This is a genomic window from Sphaerospermopsis sp. LEGE 00249, from assembly GCF_014299995.1.
Lineage (GTDB): Bacteria > Cyanobacteriota > Cyanobacteriia > Cyanobacteriales > Nostocaceae > Sphaerospermopsis > Sphaerospermopsis kisseleviana.
The window spans coordinates 41,464-66,465 of record NZ_JACJUZ010000017.1; the positions used below are offsets into that span (position 1 = coordinate 41,464).

Annotated in this window: 23 protein-coding genes; 9 read left to right on the forward strand and 14 right to left on the reverse strand. The window is 36.2% G+C overall.

Annotated features, from left to right (window positions below; translation table 11 throughout):
- The first annotated feature begins 126 nt into the window (after positions 1-126).
- Positions 127-2,124 (forward strand): hypothetical protein, encoded by a 1,998-nt coding sequence (locus H5968_RS08365; RefSeq protein WP_187039574.1) that lies wholly within the window; start codon positions 127-129, stop codon positions 2,122-2,124.
- A 143-nt stretch (positions 2,125-2,267) separates the two neighbouring features.
- Here the strand turns inward: H5968_RS08365 and H5968_RS08370 are convergent, their stop codons facing one another.
- Both H5968_RS08370 and H5968_RS08375 read right to left on the reverse strand, forming a co-directional pair.
- The gene (locus H5968_RS08370) at positions 2,268-3,164 is read right to left on the reverse strand and encodes a shikimate dehydrogenase (protein ID WP_187039575.1); all 897 of its coding nucleotides are present in this window, start codon (positions 3,162-3,164) and stop codon (positions 2,268-2,270) included.
- 350 nt (positions 3,165-3,514) lie between these two features.
- The gene (locus tag H5968_RS08375; RefSeq protein WP_187039576.1) at positions 3,515-3,961 is read right to left on the reverse strand and encodes an Hsp20/alpha crystallin family protein; all 447 of its coding nucleotides are present in this window, start codon (positions 3,959-3,961) and stop codon (positions 3,515-3,517) included.
- Positions 3,962-4,558: 597 nt separating this feature from the next.
- Between H5968_RS08375 and H5968_RS08380 the strand changes: the two genes are divergently transcribed.
- Both H5968_RS08380 and H5968_RS08385 read left to right on the forward strand, forming a co-directional pair.
- Positions 4,559-5,266, forward strand: coding sequence for a sterol desaturase family protein (locus tag H5968_RS08380; RefSeq protein ID WP_255427080.1), 708 nt, complete (start codon positions 4,559-4,561; stop codon positions 5,264-5,266).
- A 98-nt stretch (positions 5,267-5,364) separates the two neighbouring features.
- The gene (locus H5968_RS08385; protein WP_187039578.1) at positions 5,365-6,279 is read left to right on the forward strand and encodes an alpha/beta fold hydrolase; all 915 of its coding nucleotides are present in this window, start codon (positions 5,365-5,367) and stop codon (positions 6,277-6,279) included.
- 668 nt (positions 6,280-6,947) lie between these two features.
- On the opposite strand, the gene H5968_RS25595 is transcribed toward H5968_RS08385, so the two are convergent.
- Together H5968_RS25595 and H5968_RS08390 are read right to left on the reverse strand one after the other, a co-directional pair.
- Positions 6,948-7,073 (reverse strand): hypothetical protein, encoded by a 126-nt coding sequence (locus tag H5968_RS25595; protein ID WP_255427081.1) that lies wholly within the window; start codon positions 7,071-7,073, stop codon positions 6,948-6,950.
- Between the two features lie 42 nt (positions 7,074-7,115).
- A complete protein-coding gene (locus H5968_RS08390) occupies positions 7,116-8,075 on the reverse strand; it encodes an aldo/keto reductase (RefSeq protein ID WP_187039579.1) in 960 nt (319 codons plus the stop codon).
- 137 nt (positions 8,076-8,212) lie between these two features.
- Here H5968_RS08390 and H5968_RS08395 point away from each other — a divergent pair, with 137 nt between their 5' ends.
- The 3 genes from H5968_RS08395 to H5968_RS08405 all read left to right on the forward strand — a co-directional run bounded on the left by H5968_RS08395 (position 8,213) and on the right by H5968_RS08405 (position 11,829).
- Complete coding sequence (locus H5968_RS08395) at positions 8,213-8,806, forward strand: DUF1802 family protein (RefSeq protein WP_187039580.1); 594 nt, start codon at positions 8,213-8,215, stop codon at positions 8,804-8,806.
- Positions 8,807-9,484: 678 nt separating this feature from the next.
- A complete protein-coding gene (locus H5968_RS08400; RefSeq protein WP_187039581.1) occupies positions 9,485-10,288 on the forward strand; it encodes a Uma2 family endonuclease in 804 nt (267 codons plus the stop codon).
- 149 nt (positions 10,289-10,437) lie between these two features.
- Positions 10,438-11,829, forward strand: a complete 1,392-nt coding sequence (locus tag H5968_RS08405; protein ID WP_187039582.1) for a malic enzyme-like NAD(P)-binding protein — start codon at positions 10,438-10,440, stop codon at positions 11,827-11,829.
- Positions 11,830-12,002: 173 nt separating this feature from the next.
- Here H5968_RS08405 and H5968_RS08410 read toward each other — a convergent pair whose 3' ends face one another.
- The 4 genes from H5968_RS08410 to H5968_RS08425 form a co-directional block, all read right to left on the reverse strand.
- On the reverse strand, positions 12,003-12,749 hold the full coding sequence (locus H5968_RS08410; RefSeq protein WP_187039583.1) for a creatininase family protein: 747 nt from the start codon (positions 12,747-12,749) through the stop codon (positions 12,003-12,005).
- 356 nt (positions 12,750-13,105) lie between these two features.
- Positions 13,106-13,378, reverse strand: coding sequence for a cupin domain-containing protein (locus H5968_RS08415; protein ID WP_187039584.1), 273 nt, complete (start codon positions 13,376-13,378; stop codon positions 13,106-13,108).
- Positions 13,379-13,400: 22 nt separating this feature from the next.
- Entirely contained in the window at positions 13,401-13,739 is a 339-nt protein-coding gene (locus H5968_RS08420) for a Mo-dependent nitrogenase C-terminal domain-containing protein (protein ID WP_187039585.1), read from the reverse strand.
- A 639-nt stretch (positions 13,740-14,378) separates the two neighbouring features.
- Positions 14,379-15,158 (reverse strand): HAD family hydrolase, encoded by a 780-nt coding sequence (locus H5968_RS08425; protein ID WP_137667451.1) that lies wholly within the window; start codon positions 15,156-15,158, stop codon positions 14,379-14,381.
- 114 nt (positions 15,159-15,272) lie between these two features.
- Here H5968_RS08425 and H5968_RS08430 point away from each other — a divergent pair, with 114 nt between their 5' ends.
- Positions 15,273-16,121, forward strand: coding sequence for a hypothetical protein (locus H5968_RS08430; protein ID WP_187039586.1), 849 nt, complete (start codon positions 15,273-15,275; stop codon positions 16,119-16,121).
- Positions 16,122-16,138: 17 nt separating this feature from the next.
- Here the strand turns inward: H5968_RS08430 and H5968_RS08435 are convergent, their stop codons facing one another.
- The 4 genes from H5968_RS08435 to H5968_RS08450 form a co-directional block, all read right to left on the reverse strand.
- Positions 16,139-16,879, reverse strand: a complete 741-nt coding sequence (locus H5968_RS08435; RefSeq protein ID WP_187039604.1) for a DevA family ABC transporter ATP-binding protein — start codon at positions 16,877-16,879, stop codon at positions 16,139-16,141.
- A gap of 155 nt (positions 16,880-17,034) precedes the next feature.
- On the reverse strand, positions 17,035-18,189 hold the full coding sequence (gene devC / locus H5968_RS08440; protein WP_187039587.1) for an ABC transporter permease DevC: 1,155 nt from the start codon (positions 18,187-18,189) through the stop codon (positions 17,035-17,037).
- 312 nt (positions 18,190-18,501) lie between these two features.
- A complete protein-coding gene (locus H5968_RS08445; RefSeq protein ID WP_187039588.1) occupies positions 18,502-19,941 on the reverse strand; it encodes an HlyD family efflux transporter periplasmic adaptor subunit in 1,440 nt (479 codons plus the stop codon).
- A gap of 1,070 nt (positions 19,942-21,011) precedes the next feature.
- Entirely contained in the window at positions 21,012-21,749 is a 738-nt protein-coding gene (locus H5968_RS08450; protein ID WP_187039589.1) for a phycocyanobilin:ferredoxin oxidoreductase, read from the reverse strand.
- 214 nt (positions 21,750-21,963) lie between these two features.
- Here H5968_RS08450 and H5968_RS08455 point away from each other — a divergent pair, with 214 nt between their 5' ends.
- Positions 21,964-22,797, forward strand: coding sequence for a DUF4351 domain-containing protein (locus H5968_RS08455; RefSeq protein ID WP_187039590.1), 834 nt, complete (start codon positions 21,964-21,966; stop codon positions 22,795-22,797).
- An 89-nt stretch (positions 22,798-22,886) separates the two neighbouring features.
- Here H5968_RS08455 and H5968_RS08460 read toward each other — a convergent pair whose 3' ends face one another.
- Positions 22,887-23,480, reverse strand: a complete 594-nt coding sequence (locus tag H5968_RS08460) for a nucleoside triphosphate pyrophosphatase (protein WP_187039591.1) — start codon at positions 23,478-23,480, stop codon at positions 22,887-22,889.
- Positions 23,481-23,618: 138 nt separating this feature from the next.
- Positions 23,619-24,164 (reverse strand): photosystem II reaction center PsbP, encoded by a 546-nt coding sequence (gene psbP / locus H5968_RS08465; protein ID WP_187039592.1) that lies wholly within the window; start codon positions 24,162-24,164, stop codon positions 23,619-23,621.
- A 320-nt stretch (positions 24,165-24,484) separates the two neighbouring features.
- On the opposite strand from psbP, the gene H5968_RS08470 reads away from it, so the two are divergent.
- A complete protein-coding gene (locus H5968_RS08470) occupies positions 24,485-25,000 on the forward strand; it encodes a DUF2273 domain-containing protein (protein ID WP_187039593.1) in 516 nt (171 codons plus the stop codon).
- The last annotated feature ends 2 nt before the right edge of the window (positions 25,001-25,002 follow it).

Genomic DNA, 25,002 nt, shown 5'->3' on the forward strand with positions numbered 1-25,002 from the left:
AATTGGGTTTTGTCAAACAGTTAGTAAAACCATCTATTCTGAATGTGACAAAGACCAGAACTTTATTTCATCTACTCCAAGATAATAAAAACTATAAAACTATATACAACATTAGCAGTAGACATTATGAAAGATAAATTCCCAAAAGAAGATATCCAGCATTTAACCAGTATTTTACAAGAAAAACTACTGGTAGAACTTCCATCTCTCCCAGTTCTCCAGGTGAGATGCGCTGTCCAGAAAGACGAACTGATGATTTTAACTCAGCACGCTCCAGGTATAGCAGTTGATAGCCAAAAAATCTTTGCCATCCTTGAGGAATCGCTCCAGTGGCAATCTCAATATCATGATCAAAGGGTGCAATTTTATGTCAGGGTTTCAGGAGAAAAACTACCCTATGCTAAACATTCAATCACTATCAAGGCTAAGAAAATACAGAAAGACCAGCAAATTACGTCCCTGGAAACAAGCAATGGTTTTAATAACGGTGCTGCTAAAAACCAGCTAATTTTTCCCCCACTGGAAATTCCTGATCTCTCATCTCCTGTAACCGATGTTCATATATCGGATCATCCATTTGCTTCACTAACAGAGAACCATATCTTGGATCATCCATTGAGTTCTCGAACCGAAGAAAATATTTCTGATTCTACCTTTAGTTCCGATCTTTCATTTGGCTCAGATAATTCATTAAATTCAGATACCATACTAAGATCAGAGGCATTATTTAACTCGGATGCTACATTTAGCTCAGATAGCTCATTGTTCAATGAGAGTGAGAATGAGTTAGCCGAAGAAGAAAAATTTGACCCATTTGCAGGGACAGAAAGCCTAGCAAAACCCAAAAGACAGCCGATATCATTACCACTCCCACCTTTACCCATCCTCTTAGGAGGAGTCTTGGGAGTGACTGTCATTTGTGGAGGCGGTGCTTTTTTTCTGAATCGTGCTTGTGTGATTGGTGAATGCAAAGAATTACAAACAGCCGATCAGTTAAAAAGCAACTCTCAGCAATCAATCCGTACAGCTAAATCTACACAAGAACTAATAGCATTACAACAGCAGCTGGATAAAGTTATTTCTGATCTCAAAGTAATTCCCCAATGGTCTCCACGTTATCAGCAAGCGCAGGAACTGGCTGCCAGTTTTTCTAACCAATTAACAAAAATTAACTTAGTAATCAAAGCTTTACAAGCCGCAGCCGCCGCAGAGCAAAAAATTCAAACTCCCGCAACTAGCTTAGATGAACTTCGCAGCAGACAAACTTTATGGAGACAAGCAATTATACCACTGGAAGCTATTAAACCTAGTCATGAACTACATAGTTTGGTGCAGGCAAAATTACCCAAATATCAAAGCAATTTAAAAGCGATCAATCAGAAGTTACAGAATGAAGAATCATGGCAGAAAAAACTTACCACAGCCAAAACTGTAGCTAATTCAGCCAACCAACGTCAAGCTACTGCTAAATCCGGTAATGATTGGCAAAGAGTACAATTTGCTTGGCAACAAGTAATTAATGATTTGAAAAGTATTCCCGCCACCAGCACAGCAAATGAAGAAGCCAAAAAACTGTTAGCGGAATATCAACCAAAACTCATACTGGCACGCAACCGCGCTACCAGAGAAATAGCAGCAGCCTCCACTTTTCAACAAGCTACCAACTTTGCAAATCAAGCTAAAGTATTCGAGGCGAAAAATCAATGGACACAAGCAATAGCATCTTGGCAAGAAGCTATACAGACGGCTAAACAGGTTTCTCAAGATAGTTCCATCTATAATCAAGCACAGTCGCTCATTCAAACCTATTCTACTAGTTTAGAACAGACACTGGAAAAACAGCAACTCTATGGTAACTTGGCACAAAGTCAGGCTGATTTAAGCAAAACCTGCGTCAGTGGCATACGTTTATGCACTTTCATAATTGAAGAACAACCCAAAGGACGTATTATTGTCCGTTTAACCCCGGAGTATGACCGAAGACTGCAAACTCCTACTCCTGATATACAAAATCACTTCCAAACTTTGCAACAGGCTTTAGGAGTCATCAGTGAAAATGCCAACCTCCCCCTATTTCTCTACAATTCCCAAGGACAAGAAAGGTATATGAAGAATCCACAATAGGGGGACTGGGGACTGGTGACTGGTGACTGGGGAAGAAAATTTTAGATTTTAGATTTTAGATTTTAGATTGGAATTGACAAAAACAATCCAAAATCCAAAATTGAATTACCAATTACCAATTACCAATTACCAATTACCCATCCCTAAAAACCCAAATAATTTTGTAAAGCTTGGCGCATTTCGGTTACAGGAATTTCTTCATTTTGTAACCAGATTTTTAATGCTGCTGCACCTTGTTGAACTAGCATTTCTAAACCATCAATGGGAATTGCACCTTGTTTTTCTGCTATTTGTAAAAATTTTGTTGGTTTGGGAATGTAAATTAAATCATAAGCAATTGCACCTGAAGGTAATTTAACCATTTCCTCTGCACTTAAAGGAGATTCATTGACATGAGGATACATTCCGATGGGAGTAGTATTTACTAACAAATTAGCTTGGGGAATTAAGTTTGGTAATTCTTCCCAAGTATGAACTTGAAATTTATCTGCAAAGGGTGAATTTTGCCAACTTTCATTAAATGCTTTTAACTTATATATGTTCCTTCCTACTATATGAATTGCTGAGAAACCTAGTTGAATACAACCAGCAACAACCGCCCTCGCAGCGCCACCATTTCCTAAAATTACTGCGGTTTTCTGACTCCAATCTTGATGATAGGTGGTTTGTAAAGGAGCGATAAACCCTTCTACATCGGTATTTGTTCCTACCCAAATGTCACCTTGACGAGTGACGGTATTAACTGCACCTATAGATTGAGCGATGGGGTAAATTTCTGATAATAAAGGTATTATTGCCTGTTTATGGGGAATTGTTACACTAAAACCGACAACACCAATAGCTGCAAAACCAGCGATCGCAATTTCTAAATTTTCTGGTGCAATAGGAAAAGGTAAATAAACATAATCTAACCCTAATTTACTCAAAGCTGCATTGTGCATCATTGGTGACAGGGAATGTTCTACAGGATGGCCAATAACTCCCAAAAGTTTAGTTTTTCCAGTGATTTTCTGAAGATAATTATTCTCTTGCTGATTCATAAACATCATGTTTTTTAAAAAACGTATTGCAATTATACTTATTTTTGGTAACTTATTTTTGGTAACTTCCCCAAAAAAATAACCCGGTTGCATTAAACAACCAGGCTAAATGCCAGATATTAAATGAGATTAAATGAGATTCAATTAATACATCAACCCAAACAACACTTCACACTTCCACTTGATCACTGATGATGAAATAGTCAATACAAAAGTAAGGGTAATTCATGAATTACCCTTACGCAAGAATCAGGTCTTGAGTTCAATCTTGCGTAAGTCAAGTCCTAAAATATGTTGACTCTTGTAGGGGTTTAGCAGTGCTAAACCCCTACTAAATCCTTACCTAAATCTTAATTTTCACCCAAGTTTATTTTCACAACTTTGTTCTTTTCTTCCACCAATTTGGGTAAATTCAGATGCAAAATACCATCTTTATAATCGGCGGTAACTTTGGTATTTTGAATAGGTACAGGTAGAGGAATTACACGCTGAAATTGACCATAATAAAATTCACTTTTGGTTTTAGCTTTATCTTCTTCTTTGTGTTGAAACTTCCGTTCACCGCTAATAGAAACTGCATCTTCTGTAACTTGAATATCTAAGTCTTTAGCTTCCATCCCAGGAACTTCTAACTTGAGAATTACTGCATCATCAGTTTCAATTATTTCCGCAGCAGGAATTTTCGGAACATTAGTTAACTCTTTCAAAGTATTAGGTATAAATCCTTCTACTAAAAGATTAACGCGACGTTCTAAGGTGTCGATTTCTGTCCAGGGGTTGTAACGGATAACTGTCATATACTTTTACCTCTATATTGTTGGTTGTTTCTTCGTTTGAGTTGTTTTTATCAACTCTTTGATTATTATCTTAGTGAGGTTCAAAAATAATGTAAATCCGGTTTTTATCACTTATTAAATGATGATTACCGAACCGATATTTTCGATTATAAATATTTTCGGTTTACGCGAATATTTCAGGTTCGGTTTACACGACAAATATCAATTTAAAATTAACCAGATGGGTAGCTTTGATCAAAAATTCACCTCAATACTTTTCCGTTAATTTTCAGTTAAGGTTTTAATCCCCCCAACCTCCCTTTCAAAGAATGCCTAAAAATCCGTTTGTTTCCCCTTTTTTCAGGGGGATAATGGGGGATATCCAATATTTACAATACGTCAGTCTCGTTAACCGAACCGTATTGCTGTGAGCTTAATTAGTTTATTGATTGTATAAATAAATAAATAAATAAATAAATTGACTGTTAATTATCATACCTGATATATTATACAAGTGCATACAATTTTATTGAATGATTACGAAATAAATCAAAAAATAAAACACATAAATTTATACGTTTTAACACCATGCTACCTATAATTACGGAATTTAGCATTTTGACTTTAGTCATATTTTTTTCTCTTTCCCTGCGATACCTGATTGTATCTTTCTTGTTATATTGGTTGCTGTGGATTCGCAGACCAAAGTCTTGGGAAAATCGTCGTCTTCAAGATATCAATAGACGTAAGAACAAAATCTCCACTGAAATTAAATGGTCAATTTTATCCTGTCTTATTTTTTCACCCCTAGTTGCTTTGACGATGAAAATCATAGAAACTGGACATACCAAAGTTTATTTTGATCCTCTAGGATATGGGTGGTTATATTTACCTTTAAGCCTGTTTATATATTTGTTTTTGCACGATACTTATTTTTATTGGACACATTTCTGGCTACATAACCCTAAAATGTATCGGCGGTTTCATAAGGTACATCATGAATCTATTAACCCAACACCCTGGACTTCCTTTTGCTTTGATCCATTTGAGAGCATAATTCAAGCAATTATTATTCCGATTTTGCTTTTGATCATTCCCATTCACATTAGCATGGTAGTTGTGTTATTGATATTGATGACTTTATTTGGCGTGATTAATCACACAGGTTATGAGGTTTACCCAAGTTCCTGGATGCGCGGTTTTTGGAATCAATATTGGATTACACCTACCCATCACACTTTGCATCATCACAAGTTCAATTGCAATTATGGTCTTTATTTTCGCTTTTGGGATAAGTTGATGAAAACAGATGTGATGAATAATTAGTATTATATACTATAATACGTAAAACCTGTAGAAATTTTTATTTTATACAGTAAAATGAAAATAAATACATCAAAAAACACTTAACTTTAATTTAGATAATGCAGACAAATATAGCACCCTCTACAAATCCAATTTCCGGAAAATACTGGCAATGGCGAGGACACAATGTATACTATGTACAAGCAGGAGAAAAACAACCCCAGCGCCCCTCTTTGCTTTTAGTACATGGCTTTGGTGCTTCTACTGATCACTGGCGTAAAAATATTACTGGACTTTGTGCAGATTTTCAAGTATTTGCTATTGATCTTTTAGGGTTTGGACGTTCAGCAAAACCGAAATTACAGTATAGTGGGGATTTATGGCGTGAACAACTGCGAGATTTTATTAGTGAAGTCATTGGTGAAAAAACAGTTGTAGCGGGTAACTCTCTTGGTGGTTATGCTTGTTTATGTGTGGGTGCAAAATATCCTGATTTGGTTGCGGGGGTAGTATTACTTAATAGTGCGGGTCCATTTTCGCAAACGGAAGGGGAACAAGTGCAAATGCAACCTGCACAAAATCCCTTACAGAAATTAATTGGTAACACTGTCAAATGGACTTTTAAACAACGTTTATTTCAAGCTTTATTATTTCAATATGTGCGTCAACGTTGGGTAATTCGTCGTACCTTAGAAAAGGTTTATTTAGATAAAACTGCAATTACTAATCAATTAGTTACAGAAATTCAACGTCCAGCTTATGATCCAGGTGCTTTAGATGTTTTTGTGTCTGTTTTTAGCACTCCCCAAGGGGAAAAAGTTGATGTTTTACTCAAGCAATTAACTTGTCCTTTATTATTGTTATGGGGTGAAGCTGATCCTTGGATGAAAGCGCGGGAACGTTCCCAAAAGTTTCATGAATATTATCCCCAATTAACAGAATATTTTATCAGTGCTGGTCATTGTCCCCATGATGAAGCACCTGATCAAATAAACCCTCTTTTACGCGATTGGGTTTTATCTATTACTAATTGATAATTGATAATTGACAATTGACAATTGATAATTGACAATTGATTCATTCAGGGTTTAAAGCTTCCCTTTTTTAGGGTAACAAGATAAAAGCTTGCCATTTTTCCATTAAATCCTCTTCCTTCTAGAACACCGATTCATTAATCATAAGGGCGAAGCATTAGGACAGAATATGAACTGGTTTCAGCGATAGGTTATCACTCGAATGCTTCGCCCCTACAAGGTAAAAACAGATTGCCTAGCATTACTGAATCGACGTTCTAGGGAAAGTTAATTGTCAATTGTCCATTGTCAATTGTCAATTGTACATTGTCAATTGATAAAAACCTAAAAACCTGATCAGGGTTGACCAGGTTCTAGCGAATTGATTAGTTTCAAATTTTTGGGATTCAGTAAGTGATTGAAATTCAATAACTAGGGGTGGACAATCTCACAAGTTTAGCATTTTCCTGTTTTTCCGCTTAGGGATTTGGCGCAACTATAGATAATAGTCGGAATGCCACTTTAAGTTGTAAATCCTAAAACTTGTTTGGGCTTTTGACGGGGGACACTTATGCCATTGCCCGATGGGGTTGGTTGTTCTTGTTCTGTGTCCTTCTGAACTTATGAATATAATCTAGCATTCTTTTTTTCTGATGTAATGACTTGTTTACGAAAGTTGATATTTTGTTTCATTTAGCAACATTGGGAGTAGGTGACAGGTGACTGGTGACTGGTGACTGGTGACTGGTGACAGTGTAAGAGGGAATAGGGAATAGGGAATAGGGAATAGGGAAGGTTAATAAACCAATTACCAATTACCAATTACCAATTACCCATTACCCATTACCAATTACCCATTACCATTCCCACATAATTCCGGTATTGTCGAAATGGTTGGTTACAATGCGGCCAATATTGTCTATTTGGGCTATTTCTTCAGCAGAAAGTTTGACTTCTGCGGCTTTGGCATTATCTTGTGCTTGTTGGGGATATCTTGCACCAGCGATCGCATTACTTTGGGGTTGGGCTATTAACCAGGCTAATGCTAACTGCGCTAAACTACAATTATGTTTTTCGGCTACTGGTCTAAGTTTTTCTAAGGCTTGTTGAGCGCGTTCAAAATTCTCTCCTTGAAATAACTTATTTTGCGATCGGTTATCTTCTGGATCAAATTTATGTCCTGGGGCAAATTTACCAGTTAACAATCCTTGTGCTAAGGGTGAATAAGCCAAAATTGAAATATTATTTTCTACACAATAAGGCATGGCATCGGTTTCTACATTGCGCCAAAATAGAGAGTAAGCTGGTTGTAAACTATCAATTCTGCCATATTGGGCAGCTTCTGCCAGTTGTTCACGGGAAAAATTAGAAACACCGATGGCGCGAATTTTACCTTGTTCTTTTAAGTGATTTAAGGCACTCATGGTTTCCTCTATGGAAACGATTTCACTTTTAAAAGAACCAGATGGCCAATGAATTTGATAAAGGTCGATATAATCAGTTTGGAGATTTTTCAGGGAACGTTCACAAGCTTCTATCACTTGTTGATATTTGAGATGATTGGAAAAAACTTTAGTAGCATATTCCACGCGATCGCGTACATCGGACAAAGCTTGGGCTACAATCTGTTCAGAATGTCCATCACCATAAATTTCAGCAGTATCTATAGTTGTTATTCCCGCTTCATAAGCAGCGCGAATGGTTTTAATTGAATCTGCATCTTCTATTCCCACCCACATTCTTTTCCCTGCTTGCCAAGTTCCCATTAAAATGGGTGTAATTTTAACGGTGGATGTACCCAGTGTGCGTTTTTCCATAGTTTTGCCGTAGTTTTGCTGTAATTTTGCTGTAATTTTGCTCTAATTTCTGACAAAATCTGATATTGATGAGGAAACCATTAAACTTTTAACTTATTACCTGTAACCTGTCACCTATCACCTAATAAAAGACGCTCATGGAACTGACTACCACTTTTCACGCTCTCAAAGAATGGTCTGTAGCTGTAAATGCTTTAGAAAGTGGACAAACAATTATGTTACTACGTAAAGGTGGTATTCATGAACGGGGAGGACGCTTTACTGTTGCTCATGAACAGGTTTTACTGCATCCTACTTACGAGCATCAACAATCTTTTATGCTCAAAGCTGAATATGCTGATTTGGTTTATCCCGTTACATCAGGATGGCATCCAGAAACAACTCGCATTGGTAGTTGGGCGGAAATTACGGATATTTTACCTGTAGCGGATGAGTCTATTGTGAGTAAATTATTGCCTTTTCATATTTGGAACGAGTATTTTATTAGCGATCGCCTGAAATGGAAAACACGTCAACCTTTATATATTCTGTTATTACGAACTTATAAACTACCCCAGGTGCAGTATATTCCTTATTTGCCTGAATATGGTGGTTGTAAATCTTGGATTGATTTAAATCAACAAGTGCGGTTAGAAGGTTCAAAAGCGGTTTTATCAGATGATGTTTATGGTAAGTTAGTTAAAACTATTCGTGGGATTATTGGCGATCATTTGTATGCTACATCTTTATAGGTAGGAGTTAATGATTTACAGGATGTGGTGATTTTGAGGATTTTGGATTTTGTCTGAATCAGGATATCCAGGATTATAGGATTTTTAGGATGTGGGTTTTTTGTGGTGATTTTGATGAGTTGGGATTTTGGTGATTTCATGATTTACAGGTTATTTGATTTTGTTAATTTTGTAAATTAATTAATATTTAAGTTGACTAATTACTAAATTTTGTTATTATAAAAAAATACAGAAGTGTTGAATGTTAAGATTTTGAGGATTTTGTCCAAGTTGTGCATTGGTATTGGTGATACCAAATTTGAGCAATTAATGACTCTATTCTCAATAGACAATGGATTTTACCTGGGTAAAACGAAAAGATTGTAAAGTTTTATTGCAGGATTCAACACTTGTGAAAAAAATATAAATAATTGAGCAGATAAATAAAATATTAAACACCAATAAACAACTAATAAACTACATCCTGTACATCCTAAAATCCTGAACATCCTGATTCAGAAAAAATCAAATCTCAACCACCAATAAACAACTAATAAACTACATCCTGTACATCCTAAAATCCTGAACATCCTGATTCAGACAAATAGAAATCTTAAACAATCAAAAATCATCAATCCAAATTCTGGACATCCTGACTCCTAGTATACAATGAAAATAAATCAACCAGAGGTAATCTAAATGGCAACCCAACTTAGTGAACCAACAACTGCACCGAAAACAGTCAAACAACTGGTAATCACTTGGGAAGCTTTACCCGATGATTTTCAGTTAGAGGATGAACCGGTGGAAAATACAGGACAACCGCTTTTAGCAGGTGCATTACGGGAAAGTTTAGAAATAGCAGGTTTTATCAAACCAGAAATGTTAATAGTTTCTAATTTTGGACTTTGTGCGACAGTTAATGGTGAAATTGTTGTTAAAGCACCAGATTGGTTATATATACCATCCGTGAAAGAAGTTTTACCAGAACGTAGAAGTTATACATCATATTTAGAAGGTGAATTTCCCTTAATAGTCATGGAATTTTTATCTCATAATGATGGTGGAGAATATTCTGTTAAACGGAGTTATCCTCCGGGAAAATGGTTTTTTTATGAACAGGTTTTACAAGTTCCTATTTACGTGATCTTTGAACCTGATGGTGGTTTATTGGAATTTTATGAATTAAAAAACGACCGATATCAATTGACATTACCAGATGAAAATGGTCGTCATTGGATTGAAAACATGGGGTTATTTTTAGGAACTTGGCAAGGTGAAAAAGAAGGTAGAAACGGTTATTGGTTAAGGTGGTGGGATAAAGATGGTAATTTGTTACCTTGGGGTTTAGAACAAATTGCTAAAGAAAAAGAAGTTGCAGAACAAGAAAGACAACGTGCGGAACGAGAACGGGAACGTGCAGAACAAGAAAGAGAAGAAAAGGAGAGATTAATAGCTTTTTTAGTTTCCCAAGGTATTGATCCGAATAATTTACCTACTTAAAGGTAAAGTAAACATTTGATAGATCCCGGACTTCTTTAAGAAGTCCGGGATCTGAATCTTATACATGAAATGTCAGATTTTTTATCAAAGTTGCAATTTTACTAGCAATTCAATATAAAATCTAAGATTCAAAATCTAACTATCACACCATGACAAATCTCACTCCTAATTCTAGTTTCAGTGTGACACTACGCTTACAAATTCCCAACCGGGTGGGGATGTTAGCATCTGTAACACAGGCGATCGCTTCTAGTGGTGGTAATCTCGGACAAATAGATTTAATTGAACAAAACCGCCAAGAGTCTATCCGTGATATTACTGTAGATGCAGCAAGTACAGAACAAGCGGAAACTATTGTGCAAGCGGTAAAAGAGCTAATTGATATTAAAGTCATAGATGTTTATGACCGGACTTTTAATTTACATCGGGGCGGGAAAATCAGTATTGCTAGTAGAATTCCTTTAAAAAGTGTTTCTGATTTAGCTATGGCCTACACACCAGGAGTAGGAAGAATTTGTAAAGCGATCGCCGAAAACCCAGAGGAAGTTTACCACCTCACCATTAAACAAAACACTGTCGCCATTGTCACTGACGGTAGCGCAGTATTAGGTTTAGGTAATCTTGGTCCTGGTGCTGCTTTACCCGTTATGGAAGGTAAAGCCATGTTATTTAAAGAATTTGCTGGTATAGATGCTTTCCCCATCTGTTTGGATACTCAAGATACAGAAGAAATCATCAAAGCAGTCAAAAATATCGCCCCTGTATTTGGTGGTGTGAACCTCGAAGATATAGCAGCACCCCGTTGTTTTGAAATTGAAAAAAGACTGCAAGCAGAATTAGACATTCCCATTTTTCATGATGATCAAAATGGTACTGCAATTGTCACTTTAGCTGCTTTACTGAATGCTTTAAAATTAGTCAATAAATCAATTGCAAATATCCGTATTGTCATTAATGGTGCTGGTGCTGCGGGGATCGCAGTTGCTCGTTTACTCAGAAAAGCCGGTGCAGAACAAATTTGGATGTGTGATTCTAAAGGCATTATCTCTATTAATCGCACAGATTTGAACGACGAAAAAAGAGAATTTGCAGTTAAAGCACAAGGTACTTTAGCAGGTGCAACCCAAGGTGCAGATGTGTTTATTGGGTTGAGTGGACCTGGAGTTTTAACACCAGAAATGGTACAAGGTATGACAAAGGATGCAATTGTGTTTGCAATGGCCAATCCCATCCCCGAAATTCAACCAGAATTAGTACCTAAAAATGTTACAGTCATGGCTACTGGCCGCAGTGACTACCCCAATCAAATTAATAACGTTCTGGCTTTTCCTGGTGTATTTCGTGGAGCGTTAGATTGTCGAGCAAAAACAATTACAACTAATATGTGTTTAGAAGCTGCAAATGCGATCGCTTCTTTAGTCAAACCTTCTGATTTAAATCGAGAACATATCATTCCTTCTGTGTTTGATGAGCGTGTTTCTACAGCAGTTGCTGCTGCTGTTAAACAAGCTGCACGGGAAGAAGGTATAGCTCAAGGTTAATAAAATGACAAACCCACTTATGTGGGTTTACAATTCTCATATATGTTCACGACAAAACAGCCATGAAATACTCAATTATTACAGGTTTATTAGCTGGAACGTGATAAATTTATAATACACCAATTTTGATTTATTTCAAAATAGAGATGATTTACACATCATCTCTACAGGATTCATTCCTGATGCAAAAACTCCAAATATCCCTTACTCAACTCCTCCACAGCTACATCATAAAATTGTTTACCATGTTCAGGAGTCGCTAAATCAGGATTTGAACCCATGCGGCCATCAGGATAACGGGAACGAAAATCAACAGCACCATAAATTTTATGACCACCTGCAACCTCTGGAGATAAAGGAGCTTTTTTAATAGCTTCTGGATAGACATATTGAGTTACAGCAACTTCACTAGGGGTAGCATGAGAACCTTCTTGATCCCCATACAATTCTTTCGCTAGTTTATATACAGAACCACACATAAACCAATTAGCAATTTGACATTGTACTTTTTGGTAGTTTTGAATTTGTAAATCTTCTAAATGTGCGTAGGTTTCAGAAAAAGCAGCTTTTACAGTAGCAATATTTCCACCATGTCCATTAATAAAATAAAACTTTGTAAAACCAGCTTTTGCTAAACAGGTAATGTAATCTTTGATTACTAAAATTAAAGTGCTAGGACGTAAACTAATCGTACCGGAAAAAGCAGTGTGATGTAATGCCATACCCACATTAATAGTTGGTGCAACCATAGCTTGTGTTGTTTCCCCCACACCACGGGATATAGCTTCTGCACAAATCGCATCAGTTCCAATTAAACCAGTAGGTCCATGTTGTTCAGTTGAACCAATGGGAATAATAATTCCCTGAGATTGTTGTAAATAAATTTCAACTTCTGGCCAGGTGCTGAGATGTAATAACATTTTGTGTAAATCTTATGTAAATAGGAAAATATAATTATAGCAGCTATATATATCAGTTCTTCCTGATTGATGAATATTTTTACAAATGATTTTTAAGCTTTAACTTTTAACTGGTAATTGTAATTGTAATTATTTGGGTAATTATTTGGGAGTCGCAACAAGTGATGAAAATATTGAACAATTAACAACTTGAATTTACAATTTGCAAATTATTGCAACTGGAGTTGATCAAACTCGTTGCGAATCTCCAGACAAGACTTACTCCAAGTAAATGATGAAATGTTTGTTTTGTAAATCGTCAACTATACCAGGAGACAAAGATCATAAATCTTGACTCTTGGTGCAGAAGTGCCGAATTAATTAAAGGAATAATGTTTTTTTACGTCCTTGATAATTTCCCATGTACAAGACATCCCAGCAGTAAATGTTACTAAATCTCCTTTACCCATTTGCACTGGTTGTCCGCCATCAGGGGTAACAACTACATCGCCTTCTAAAAAGTAACAAGTTTCTTCAGAATCATAAGTCCAAGGGAATTTGGAAACTTCTTTTTGCCAAATTGCCCATTTGTATACACCTAAATGATTGAGGCTCTCTTGACTCGGTTGATGCTCGATCTTAATTTCCATTTGTTGTTGTATCTAGGGTGATTTAGCAGTAGGATTGAATATCTTCGCCACATTCATCTACTAAATAACACAATGCGCGAAAACGCAAGCCTACAAATTGTTCGTATAGGGGATTAAGTTTGCACATAGGGGGAATGTGGGCAATTTTGCGACCGAAAAATACAATATCACGTTCAAAGGGACATTGAGCAGGAATCAGTTTAGCGATCAATTTCGCTAGTTGACGATTGTGAAATTTGATTTCATCTAACCATTGACGTATTGGTTGTAGTAAATCAGATTTATGACTTGTTTGTTGGGTTGCTTCGATCTGGCTAATCAAGTTAGGGAAAATGATAGATTGAGAATTTGTGGTGATCATATTTCTACATCCTGTTGTCTTTAAATTGATAAACTTGATAAACTTCTGCCATTTTGGCTGATGACCATGCAAAATCTTACAGAAATCTGCGTTGCCTTAGTAATTCTAGATCAAAAAATTGCAATTGGAATATCTTACAAGTAATGGGCAGATAAATTCCTTAATTAATTGCTATTTAAACTCACGGTGTGTTGAATAACTGTCCCGTTAAATACAAAATAGCAAAGAAATAATAAAAATGGTATTACCTTAACTTATTAATTACTGATATCGAATATTGTGATCCCATATATCAATCCCAAAAGCTTGGTGGGAAAACTATACAGTGTTGCAAATTGTCACTGTTCTCATCAAAATATAGGTTGAGTGTTGCTATAACGAGCGTCTATCAATATTCAGCAATGACCTTAACCGATTTTCAATCAAATTCTAGCCTAAAAATGTTATATATGTTACATGAATTAACCTAGATATTATCTAACTAGTAGCAAGAAATTCTTTGATAAGAACAAACTAACAGACTGGTAAAATTAGTTTATAAAACACAAAATATGTTATGATGGATGTAAAAATTTAGCTATCAGTAATCTGTAAATGGGGTAGCAATTTACTGATTGCTGAATTATTACTATGAATCATCTAGCTTTTTGACGTTGACAAGCTTTGCAAAATATAACTAGATAACTCAAAAAATCCTGCTCCTTCAGCCGCATTAGTTACATAAGTAGGTTGATACTGTAACTGATTGGCATATTTCATCACATTTGCCACACCTACAGAAATAGGAAAATAACGACTATCAAATAAACTTTCATCATTGGGACTATCACCTACAGTAACAACTTGTTCTAGTGAATATTCTGGGAAGTATTCGCGTAGCACTTGTAACAGTCCCGCAGATTTATTTTGTGCTTGTGGTTTAATGTGACATTGGACATTACTATAAGTAAATCCCCAACCCTCAAGTTGACAAAGATTACTGAGATATTGCAATTCATTTAATGTCAAATCAGCAACATCAAATGTCCAATCAGTGACACGAAACCGATTGTCAGCAGATTCCTGAATTTGCGGAAATTGACTTTGTAATTTGGTAAAAGTTGTAGCTAAGTCCTGACGATGTTGAGCTAAATCAGGAATAGGTGTTAAAGTTAGTGGTTCTAATTTAAGAGATGAATAGAACAAACCCCCATTTTCTGCTAAAGCACCCGCAACTGGCATCAAACTACTGAGTCCACTGACCCAACCAGCTGAACGACCGGTGACAATCAATACTTTAACTCCTGTGGCTGCTAAATTCTCCAAAGCTTGCAACAGTGAAGAGGTGAATTTTCCCTCTTGAGTCAAAGTTCCATCCATATCTGTGGCTACGAGACGTATATTCTTCCACTCATGAGAATTGCTAATGTGTCTGTACATAGAAAAATGACAATCAAGGAATATGATGTAAAAAAAGATTGATAATACAGTAAAGTGATACCAAATATTTGGGCATCCTAAACATTATCAGTAAAATATTTGAATTTGCTAACCATGCTCAGTACCATCTTTCTAGCCCAGTCTTCAAAGGCTAAAACTACAAAGGCAATTCAACAAGTACCAGCCAATGAGTCTCCAACATCATCCTTATTTATGTATGCCAGTGGAGGACTGCTGTTAGGACTAATCGGTGTAATTATTTATGGCAAAGTTTTAGTCCATAAATATGAAAAAAGCGTCAAATTTGAAAAATTTCGCACGCGAGAACTCGAAAAAAAATTAAAGTTGGCACTGGAAACCATTCGCAACATGGAAACCAACCCAGATTTGGTCCACTCGCGGGACTTTAACCTTGATTATCTGCGAATGCGGATGTCAGAGGAAGTATTTCATTTTGCGATTGTTAATCAAATTAAAATCAAAATCAAAGATAAAATTTCTTTAGCACTGCGCCCAGCCCAGTCTCAACAGGGACAAGTAGGAGTTGCAAGCAGCACTGGTAGACAGATAGACGAGCTTTTTGATGTTGAGTATGAAACTGGTGTACCACCTAATATTGTCAAGCGAGTATTGTTTAGGATTCAAATTCGGTTAATGAAGTTACCAACACAGGCAACTTCTACAACTATTAGCCAAATTATGGACTGTATAGAAACTTATCTGAGTCCTAGAGATGATGACGACTCATGGCAGCCAACGATTCAGGGTAGGATTGTCTATATGCACTGGGATCAAAAGGCTAAACCCACTCCTTTGCTGGTTTTGGAACAATCGAATGAAGGGGTAAATGTTACTTTCCGTACTACTCGCCAACCAAATGTTGCTGCACCTTCAGAGGGTCCAACAGGAAAGCCTCATGTTCCTCCACCACCAAAAAAAACAACTGGAAAAGCTAAGGCTTGACTCAGTAAACAGTTTAGTTAGTGAGACTCTGAAACTTGCGTCCCTACCTTGTGGCTGATAGGTATATTTTGATCATCACGAGTTAACAGACCATCTTCCATTTCCACGATACGATCAGCTATATCTAGGATGCGGTTATCATGGGTAACTAATAAAATTGCCGTTCCTTGTTCTTTTGCTAGACGCTGCATGATTTCTACCACATCACGCCCTGATTGTTTATCTAATGCTGCTGTTGGTTCATCTGCTAAAACTAATGGAGGTTGATTGACTAAGGCGCGCGCGATCGCTATCCTTTGTTTTTGCCCACCAGATAAATTGTCTGGGTAGTAGTTCATCCTTTCAGCTAACCCCACTGCCCCCAACATAGCTTCTGATTTTTTAATAGCTTGGAATTGAGAAATACCCTCGTTTAATTCCACTGCCATTTGCACATTTTGTCTAGCAGTTAAAAAACCGAGTAAATTGTGAGCTTGGAAAATATAACCTATATTACGCCGACTCTGTACCAATTGACTTTGACTAGAGCCAAATAGTTCCTTACCTAAAAATTTCAGGCTTCCTTCTTGTACAGACCGCAACCCACCAATCAAGCTCAGTAATGTGGTTTTACCTGAACCTGATGGACCAGTCATAATGACAATTTCTCCCGGATATATTTCTAGGTTAATATCAAATAAAATTTGTTTTCTCAGCGCCCCTCGACCATAATAATGGTTGATATTTTTAATGGCAATTACTGGTTCTGAAGTGTTCATCATAGGTGATTGGTGATTGGTGATTGGTGATCGGTGATGCAATGAAAGGATTTTGGATGAAAGGATTTTGGATTGTTTTTGTCATCTGCAATCTAAAATCTAAAATCTAAAATCTAAAATCTAAAATCTAAAATTTTCCTCTCCTGTCTTCCACTTTAGAAAATATCAGCAGGATCGGCAGAACGTAATTTTCTCATGGCTATTACACCAGAAATAAAACACATTAAAATAGTTAATATTAGTACCATAATAGCCCGATAAGAACTCATAAAAACTGGTAAAAGTGTGGCATCTCTAGCAACTTGGTAGAGAAATAAAGCACAAGCAAATCCAGGAATGTATCCTAAAACTGCTAACATAAAAGCTTCTTGCAGAATGACTGTTAATAAATAATTTTGTGTATAACCTATGGCTTTGAGAGTAGCATATTCAGATAAATGATCTGTTACTTCTGTATACAAAATCTGATAAACAATTACAGTTCCCACAATAAAACCCATAATTGTCCCTAAAGTGAAAATAAAACCAATCGCGGTACTCGTTGCCCAGTAGTTTCTTTCAAAATCAATAAATTCTTGTTTGGTGAAAACATTCACATCTGTAGGTAAATAAGTCCGCAAATATGCAGCCACTTGGTTGACATCTGAACCAGGTTTTAACCTAATTAACCCAATATCAATTAATCCCCTTTGGCGATTATTAAATATCCGCAAAAAGTTAACATCACTGGTAATTAAATTACCATCTGCGCCAAAGGATGCTCCTAAAGTAAATAATCCTGCTACTTTAATTCGTCGTCTTCTCACTTCTGCTGTGACATTTTTTCCCTGTTCAAAATCACTAGCAATTGGTCCATATTCTACCCTAGAAGAACGGTCAAATAATACCACATCTGGCATTTTCAATTTATTGATATTTTCTTCTACTCCGGGTAAATCAAAAACATTAAATTCTGGGTTGAAGGCAAAAGTCAGGATACTGCGAGGGCGACCAGTAATAGGATTTTTCCAAGTGGTATAGTCTAAATAAATCGGATGCACTGATTCCACTGCTGGCACATCTAAAGCTTTATATAATCGCCTTTGGGAAAAAGGTTTCATTGCTAATACAGCATTAGATTGATTGTTAATTACAACAATGTCACCCTTTAAACTGCTGTGCATTCTGACGTTACTGTAATATAGTGCATCCCGAAAACCTAGCTGCATAAACATCAAGATATCAGCAAAGGCAATACCTGATAAAGCCACAGCTAGGCGAGTTTTTTCTCTTGTCAGTTGTAGCCAAGATAGAGGTATTTTTTGAGTCATTTAATTTTGGATTGGAGATGTTGGATTTGGGATTAATTAAATGAATCAATTCCAGGTATTATGGAAATATCCCAAATGTGGAAGTTGATTTTTATCTAATAACAGAAAATTATCCCATGAAAATTATTCCAGGCTGAATTTGATTGAACCGCAAAGACGAGCCAGTGCGTTGGGCGGCTCTGCCGACTTGTAGCAACTGGCGTGCAAAGTACACAAAGGTAAGAGAGTTTTAGAGAGTTTTTGGTATGGCTGCATTGATTTTTTCTTTCATGGGGATGCTCCCGGTGTTATTACCATCAAGTTAATTTCAAATTACCTGGTTTTGGTGATGTCATCTGTGTTAATTTCCACAATCACTTTAGCGTTAGTTAAACCAGAAACTTGTTGACTATCTGCGGGAGAAAGAGCAATTTTGACTTCTACGACTCTGGCATCAATATCTGCGGCTGGATCTGTATTCAGTACATCTTTTTTACCGATTTTTCGGCCAATTTCTGTGATATTGCCTTTGATTTGCCCGCTAAATGCGCCGTTATCACTGGTGATAGTCGCACTTTGACCAACACGAACTTTAGCAATACTATCTTCGGGAATTTCGGCAATGACAAACATTTGATCGGTTTGTCCAATTTCTGCAATGCCATTTGCACTCATGACTTCCCCGGATTTGGTGTGAACTTTTAAAATTTCTCCAGGGGTTGGGGCTTTGACATAACTTAGTTGCAGTTCTGCTTGGGCTTTTCTGACAAAGGCGATCGCATTACTAATTTGAGCTTGTGCCATTTGTACATCAGTAGGACGCACATCTAATAACCTGCTTAATCTCGCTCTTTCCTCGTCGATTTGCCTTTGTAATGTGGACACAGTTTTGTCGCGGGTGGCCGTAGCCTCGATCAGTTGCTGCTGTAAAGTAGCGATAGTTTGGATTTGAGTAGCTCTAGCTTCAGCAATTTGTTGTTGTAGTGTTCCTAGTGCTTGTCTCAAACTAGCTTGAGTTTCCCGCAGTTGCTGAGTAGCGGTGACAGCACTCAAACGTCTTCTATCCCGTTCTTGCTGGGAAATAGCCCCCTGTTGATATAAAAACTCATAGCGTCTGGCATCAACTTGAGCATTGCGTTGTTCAGCTTGTACCCGGTTAATTGTGGCTCTTAAACTATCTCTTTGTCCACTGAGTTCGGCTTCTAGACGTTTAATTGTGGCAGTTTGGGCGATTTTTTCCCCACTTAACTCAGCAGCGATGCGGGCAATAGTCGCTTGTTGGGCTTGTTTTTCTCCTTCTAACTGTGCTTTTAAACGAGAAATGACCGCTTTTTGAGCTTGAATATCTCTTGGTGAAGCAGCTTTTACTTGGGCTAAATTAGCACGAGATTCTTGTAGTCTGGCTTTTGCTTCTTCGACTGCGGCCATGTTGCTGTCGCGGCTGTCTAAAATGGCAATAACTTGACCTTGCTGTACTTTTTGTCCTTCTTTTACCAATAGTTGTTGTACTCGTGAACCTGCTGATAGTCCTGAGTTGGGAGCAGCTATTTTAATTACTTCTCCTCGCGGTTCTAATCTACCCACGGCACTAATGCTACTGGGAGTAGGGGCTACAGATACGGAGGAAGTTAGTTTTTTTAATTGTTCAATTCTGGCTGTACCTAGAACACCAGCGGCGATCGCTACTGGTAAGGCTATAGCAACTTTCAACCAAACTTGAGATTTTTCTAGTGCCGATTCTGTTAACTTTGGCTTTTCAGTCACCCTTGACATGATATGTTGCCCTTTTATCTAATTTGTGATTTGTGAAAGTAAAAAAGCAAATTAGCCTCAGTTGATTTGGTAAAATATAAGTTGTGATTGCACGAAAAATTAAAGAAATTCACACTGTTGAATTCACCAAATTCAGCACCCAGATAAGCAAATATTAAGCAAATATTTTTTATTGCTGATGATTTATCCCAGCAATATGGAATAAATGCGCTAATAATAATCACGCAAAAATAAATTAAGAATTGATATTAGAAGTCGGGGATCTGGGTATGAAGAAGTGTTACATACCCCTATATCAAATAGAAAATTCCTAATATCAAGATTTTCTTAACTGAATTGTTAACAACTGAATTGTTAACTTGTGAACCAATTTATTTGTTTACATCTAACAAAACAACAAATATTTTTGGTAATTTCCTGATAATATATGATGTGCTACTTTTATTTCTACCGATTTTAAACTCCCATTTAACTCTAGTTAAATAAATTCTACATTTATTAGTGATGAAAAAACGTAACGAAGCTTACAGATAGGGAGTCTTAAAAATTTTTCAATTACAGCTATTTTCAGGTAAATAAACCACATTTTGATTTAAGTTTCGCGTGAACAATGTAGGGGCGTTCGCGAAGCGTGCTGGAAGCATCAGCATTTGGACAATTAATTATCGGTTTTTATCTAAGACTATCATCCGAATGCTTCGCCCTTACTGTGGTCTAAAGACATGAAAACTGCTGTAAGCATTCATCTGTCAGCAGTCAATGATCCACAAGAACCTGAAAACAATCAATCATAGTCTGTAAATTGCTCTGATTAACACTGGTGTAATTTAACAAAACTCTGTATCCTTGTTATACTGTTTCTTGATGAGTCTGCGCTAAATTCTCTGACCTCTTTCTTTGTGTTCTTTGCGTTCTTTGCGGTTCAATCATATCAAGCGAGGGGTAATTTTCTATTGTTTAGATAAGAATAAACTTAAAATAAACTGACACATTTGGGATGCTCCCTGCTCTTACTGCTATTGGATGATAACTAATAACTGATTACTGATTACTGATAGCTGAATACTGACTTATTCTGGTAAATCAAATAATACCCTAGTCATGTAATTTTCTGCCCAATCTTCACCAAAAGCTTTTTCTAGAACTCGTCGGGTTTTATCATTTTGTTGTTGTTTTGTACAATAATTATGTTGTCCAGCAATAATTGATGCTACTTTTTCTGGTGCTACGGGAATAGATGCGATCGCTTGACTACAATGAATATCTAAAAAGTCTTTTACTCTTCCCAAAAATAAGCTTTCTTCTTCTAAAGAACTGGGACGAATAAACAAACAAAAGTCAGAAAAGATATTTCCCCAATCTGGTAACTCACGGGATTGGGAAAAGTTAATTGTTGTTAACTGGCTGAGTTGGGAATTATAACCTTCTGGTAAAATCCGTTCTAAGTTAACAGGAGAAAGGTCAGCGATCGCAGCACTAATTTGACCTCTACCTCCAACTAAATCGCAACCAAACATAGGTATATCATATTCTGGACGGGGAAACATCACACAATGCAAAATATCTAACATATTTCCCACTCTTGCTAGTTCCAAGTGCATTTTACGAAAGTGGGTACTTTGATAACAACGATTTTCTATAATTAGTTTTTCCCCTTCTAGTCTACCTTCTACATATCCTAATTCCGCAGGTAAATGATAGGGTGATAAGTCTAGGTATTTATGCCAAGCTGCTTCAATTGTATCAGCTAGTTTACAAATCAAGGGATGTTGTTGTTCACGTAGGGATGGGCTAGAAGTAGAGGTCATATTTTTTATGTCAACGATGTAATTTATGATCTAGTTTACAATTAGTCAGGTTATTTATTTGTATTAAGAATTATAAATAAATCATCAATAGCATTATATACATAACATTTTGATGATTTGTGGTAATTTAGTTGCCACAGACAGTAAATTCAAGCTAGTATCAAATTAATCAAAAAACACAAATAAAAAACATAGAACATAAAACATATTAGATATGAGTTACGACAGCACTCTGAAATATTTAATTGAAGAATATCCGCAAGCAATTGTTGAATGGTTGCTTGGTGCTAATATTTCCGAAACACCAGAACTCTTAAAAACAGAATTAAATTTAGAACCAATTCGGGTGGATGGACTATTTTTCTTAAAAACCAGCAGTAAAATCATTCATTTAGAGTTTCAAACCATTCCCCAATCAAAACCACCCCTACCTTTACGGATGTTAGATTATTGGGTGAGATTATATCGTCAATATAATATTGAGATTGAGCAAATTGTTATTTTCTTAAAACCAACCACATCAGAAGATGTATTTATTGATGAGTTTAGAGCTACCAATACTTTTCACCGTTATCGAGTGATCAGAATTTGGGAATGTGAACCTGAACCATTATTAGCAACGACCGAACTTTTACCCTTAGCAGTTTTAGCCAAAGCTGATAATTCTAGTATAATATTAGAACAAGTCGCAGCTAAAGTAAATATAATAGAAGACAGAAGACAAAAAATTAACATTTCCGCTTGTGTGCAACTTTTAGCTGGAATTAAATTTGATACAGATATCATCAATGCTTATTTTCGGGAGGATATTATGCAAGAATCTGTAGTGTATCAAAAAATAGTTAGAGAAGGTTTAGAACAAGGAAGACGCTCGGAAGTGAAGTTAATTATGCGTCAGCTTCAGCGTCATTTAGGAAAAATAGGTACAGACATTCAAAATCAAATTCAAGATTTATCTTTTACACAGTTAGAAGATTTGGGAGAAGCTTTATTAGATTTTCAAAATGAAACTGATTTAAGAAACTGGTTAAGTGAAAATTGTGATTAAGGTAAGGATTCAGGAGTCAGAATGTTTGATAAATCTCTGGATTTTGGAAGGTAAAGGAATGAGGTAAATTAGGAATAATCATTACTCAATTATTGCCAAAAATCTGTAACTTCATAACCCAATTCTGCTAACATTTGCCGCAGTAATGGTAAACTCAAACCAATTACATTACTATGACAACCTTCGATTTTTTCCACAAATAAACTACCAAAACCTTCTAAAGCAAAAGCACCGGCACATTTAAGGGGTTCACCTGTTTTAACATAAGCTGCAATGGCGCGATCGCTCATTTTCCCAAAATAAACCCTAGTAATTTGACATTTGACAACAGTGAGATTTTGGGTATTATCAATTAAAACATGACCAGTATACAAATCACCAAAATTACCTTGCATTAAATTCCAACGAGCGATCGCCACTTCTGCATTTTCTGGTTTACCATAAATCTGTCCATCAATGGCTAAAACCGAATCACAACCCATCACCAAAGCGTAGGGAAACTGAGGTGCAATAGTTTCAGCTTTACACTTAGCTAAAATTTCTACTAATGTTTTTGGTTCAGTGACTTGAATTTGCGACTCATCAAAATCACTAGCTTTAACAATAGGTTCAATACCCACAGTTTGCAACAAACGACGACGTGCAGGAGAAGCAGAAGCAAGTATAAAATCAGGAATATTCATAAGTAATTGGTAATTTGTAATTTGTAATTTGTAATTGGGTATTAGATTTTAAATTTTGGACTTTGGATTTTACTTACTTCATTTCCATCTAAAATCTAAAATCTAAAATCTAAAATTGATCATCCCAATCACATAAAATTAATAGACACTAAAAGAACTAACAACTTCATCAATAGTACGTTGCAGTTTTTTCCAACGTCTTTCAGGTACAGAAGCGTTAAAAGTAAACAACTTACCACGACTCACAGCAACACTAGCTATATTGTGGCGTTTTTCACGGTTAGGAAGTTGAACTTCATACTCTAGAAAATAGTAAGTTTTACCATCTACTTCTTTTTGAGCAACATTAACTAATTCTGCTGAACGTCCAGAACCTTCAGGAGCAAGAGCAGCTTTTCCTAATTTATATCCTACTTCGGTGGGTGTTCCCAATTCAGTCAAACTTTTACCTTGAGGAACAGGACTAATCACCACAGAGACATTTTCTGATACTTCGATTAAATCATGAAATACCACATCAGGACCGTCGGTAACTTTAACTTGCAACCAACCATTAGGATATAAAAACTGATAACCATCAGCAGTATCTACAAAGCTTTTGAGTCCAGCCGCAGCAGCAACATCAGGGTTACTGAAACTGATACTGAACACTAAAACCAAGATTAACGCAATTCGTTTCCACATTGATAAAAATTCCTTTCGGTGGGAAGCAATACAAGACAAGGATGATTGCAAGTCTTTATTTTCTCATTAATTGGTACGTTCAGCTAAGGACGATTTTACCGCTTCACCGGATTGAACTGCACGCTTCTAGGGTTTTAGGTAGTTCAGCCATATTGAAAAATTTGATACACGGAAAAAATCCGCAGAATTAATAAATAATAAATATTTTTTGTGATCAATATCACTAAAATAATGTGATGAAAAACACACTTCATTTTAAGTTATATGAAATATAATTAACATCAATCCATAAACCTGCATTAGTATCCGGTCCATAGATTATGACTGCAAATAGTTTATCATTACCACAAGCAAACCTAAAAATAGCTTTATGGCAAATAGAAGCTGATTCTATGAGTAGTAGTGATTTATATGTATGGATTGCTAATAGTGGATTGCCAGATGATATTGCTATCAGATTACATGAATTAGCAAGCTCTACGAAAAAGGTAGGCAACAAAGTTATTTCTATAGGTAAAATAATCTTAATAAAGATTATAGAGTTTATCAAAGCGCATCCTTATTTATCTACTGGTGTTGCTTTAGGTGCTGCTGTTGGTTTATTAGTTAATGCAATTCCTTTTATTGGTCAGTTTTTAGCGCCTTTAGCTACTGTGTTAGGTATTACTATTGGTGCTATAGCAGGACATAGACTAGACAAAAGAAGACAAGGTAAAGAAGTATATGATGTTGGTATTTTAGGTATTACAGAAGAAATAATAGAAATAGCTAAAGAGTTTTTTCAATTATTAATTGAAGTTTTTATTCTTGTTTTCCAAGAAATAACAACTACATAACA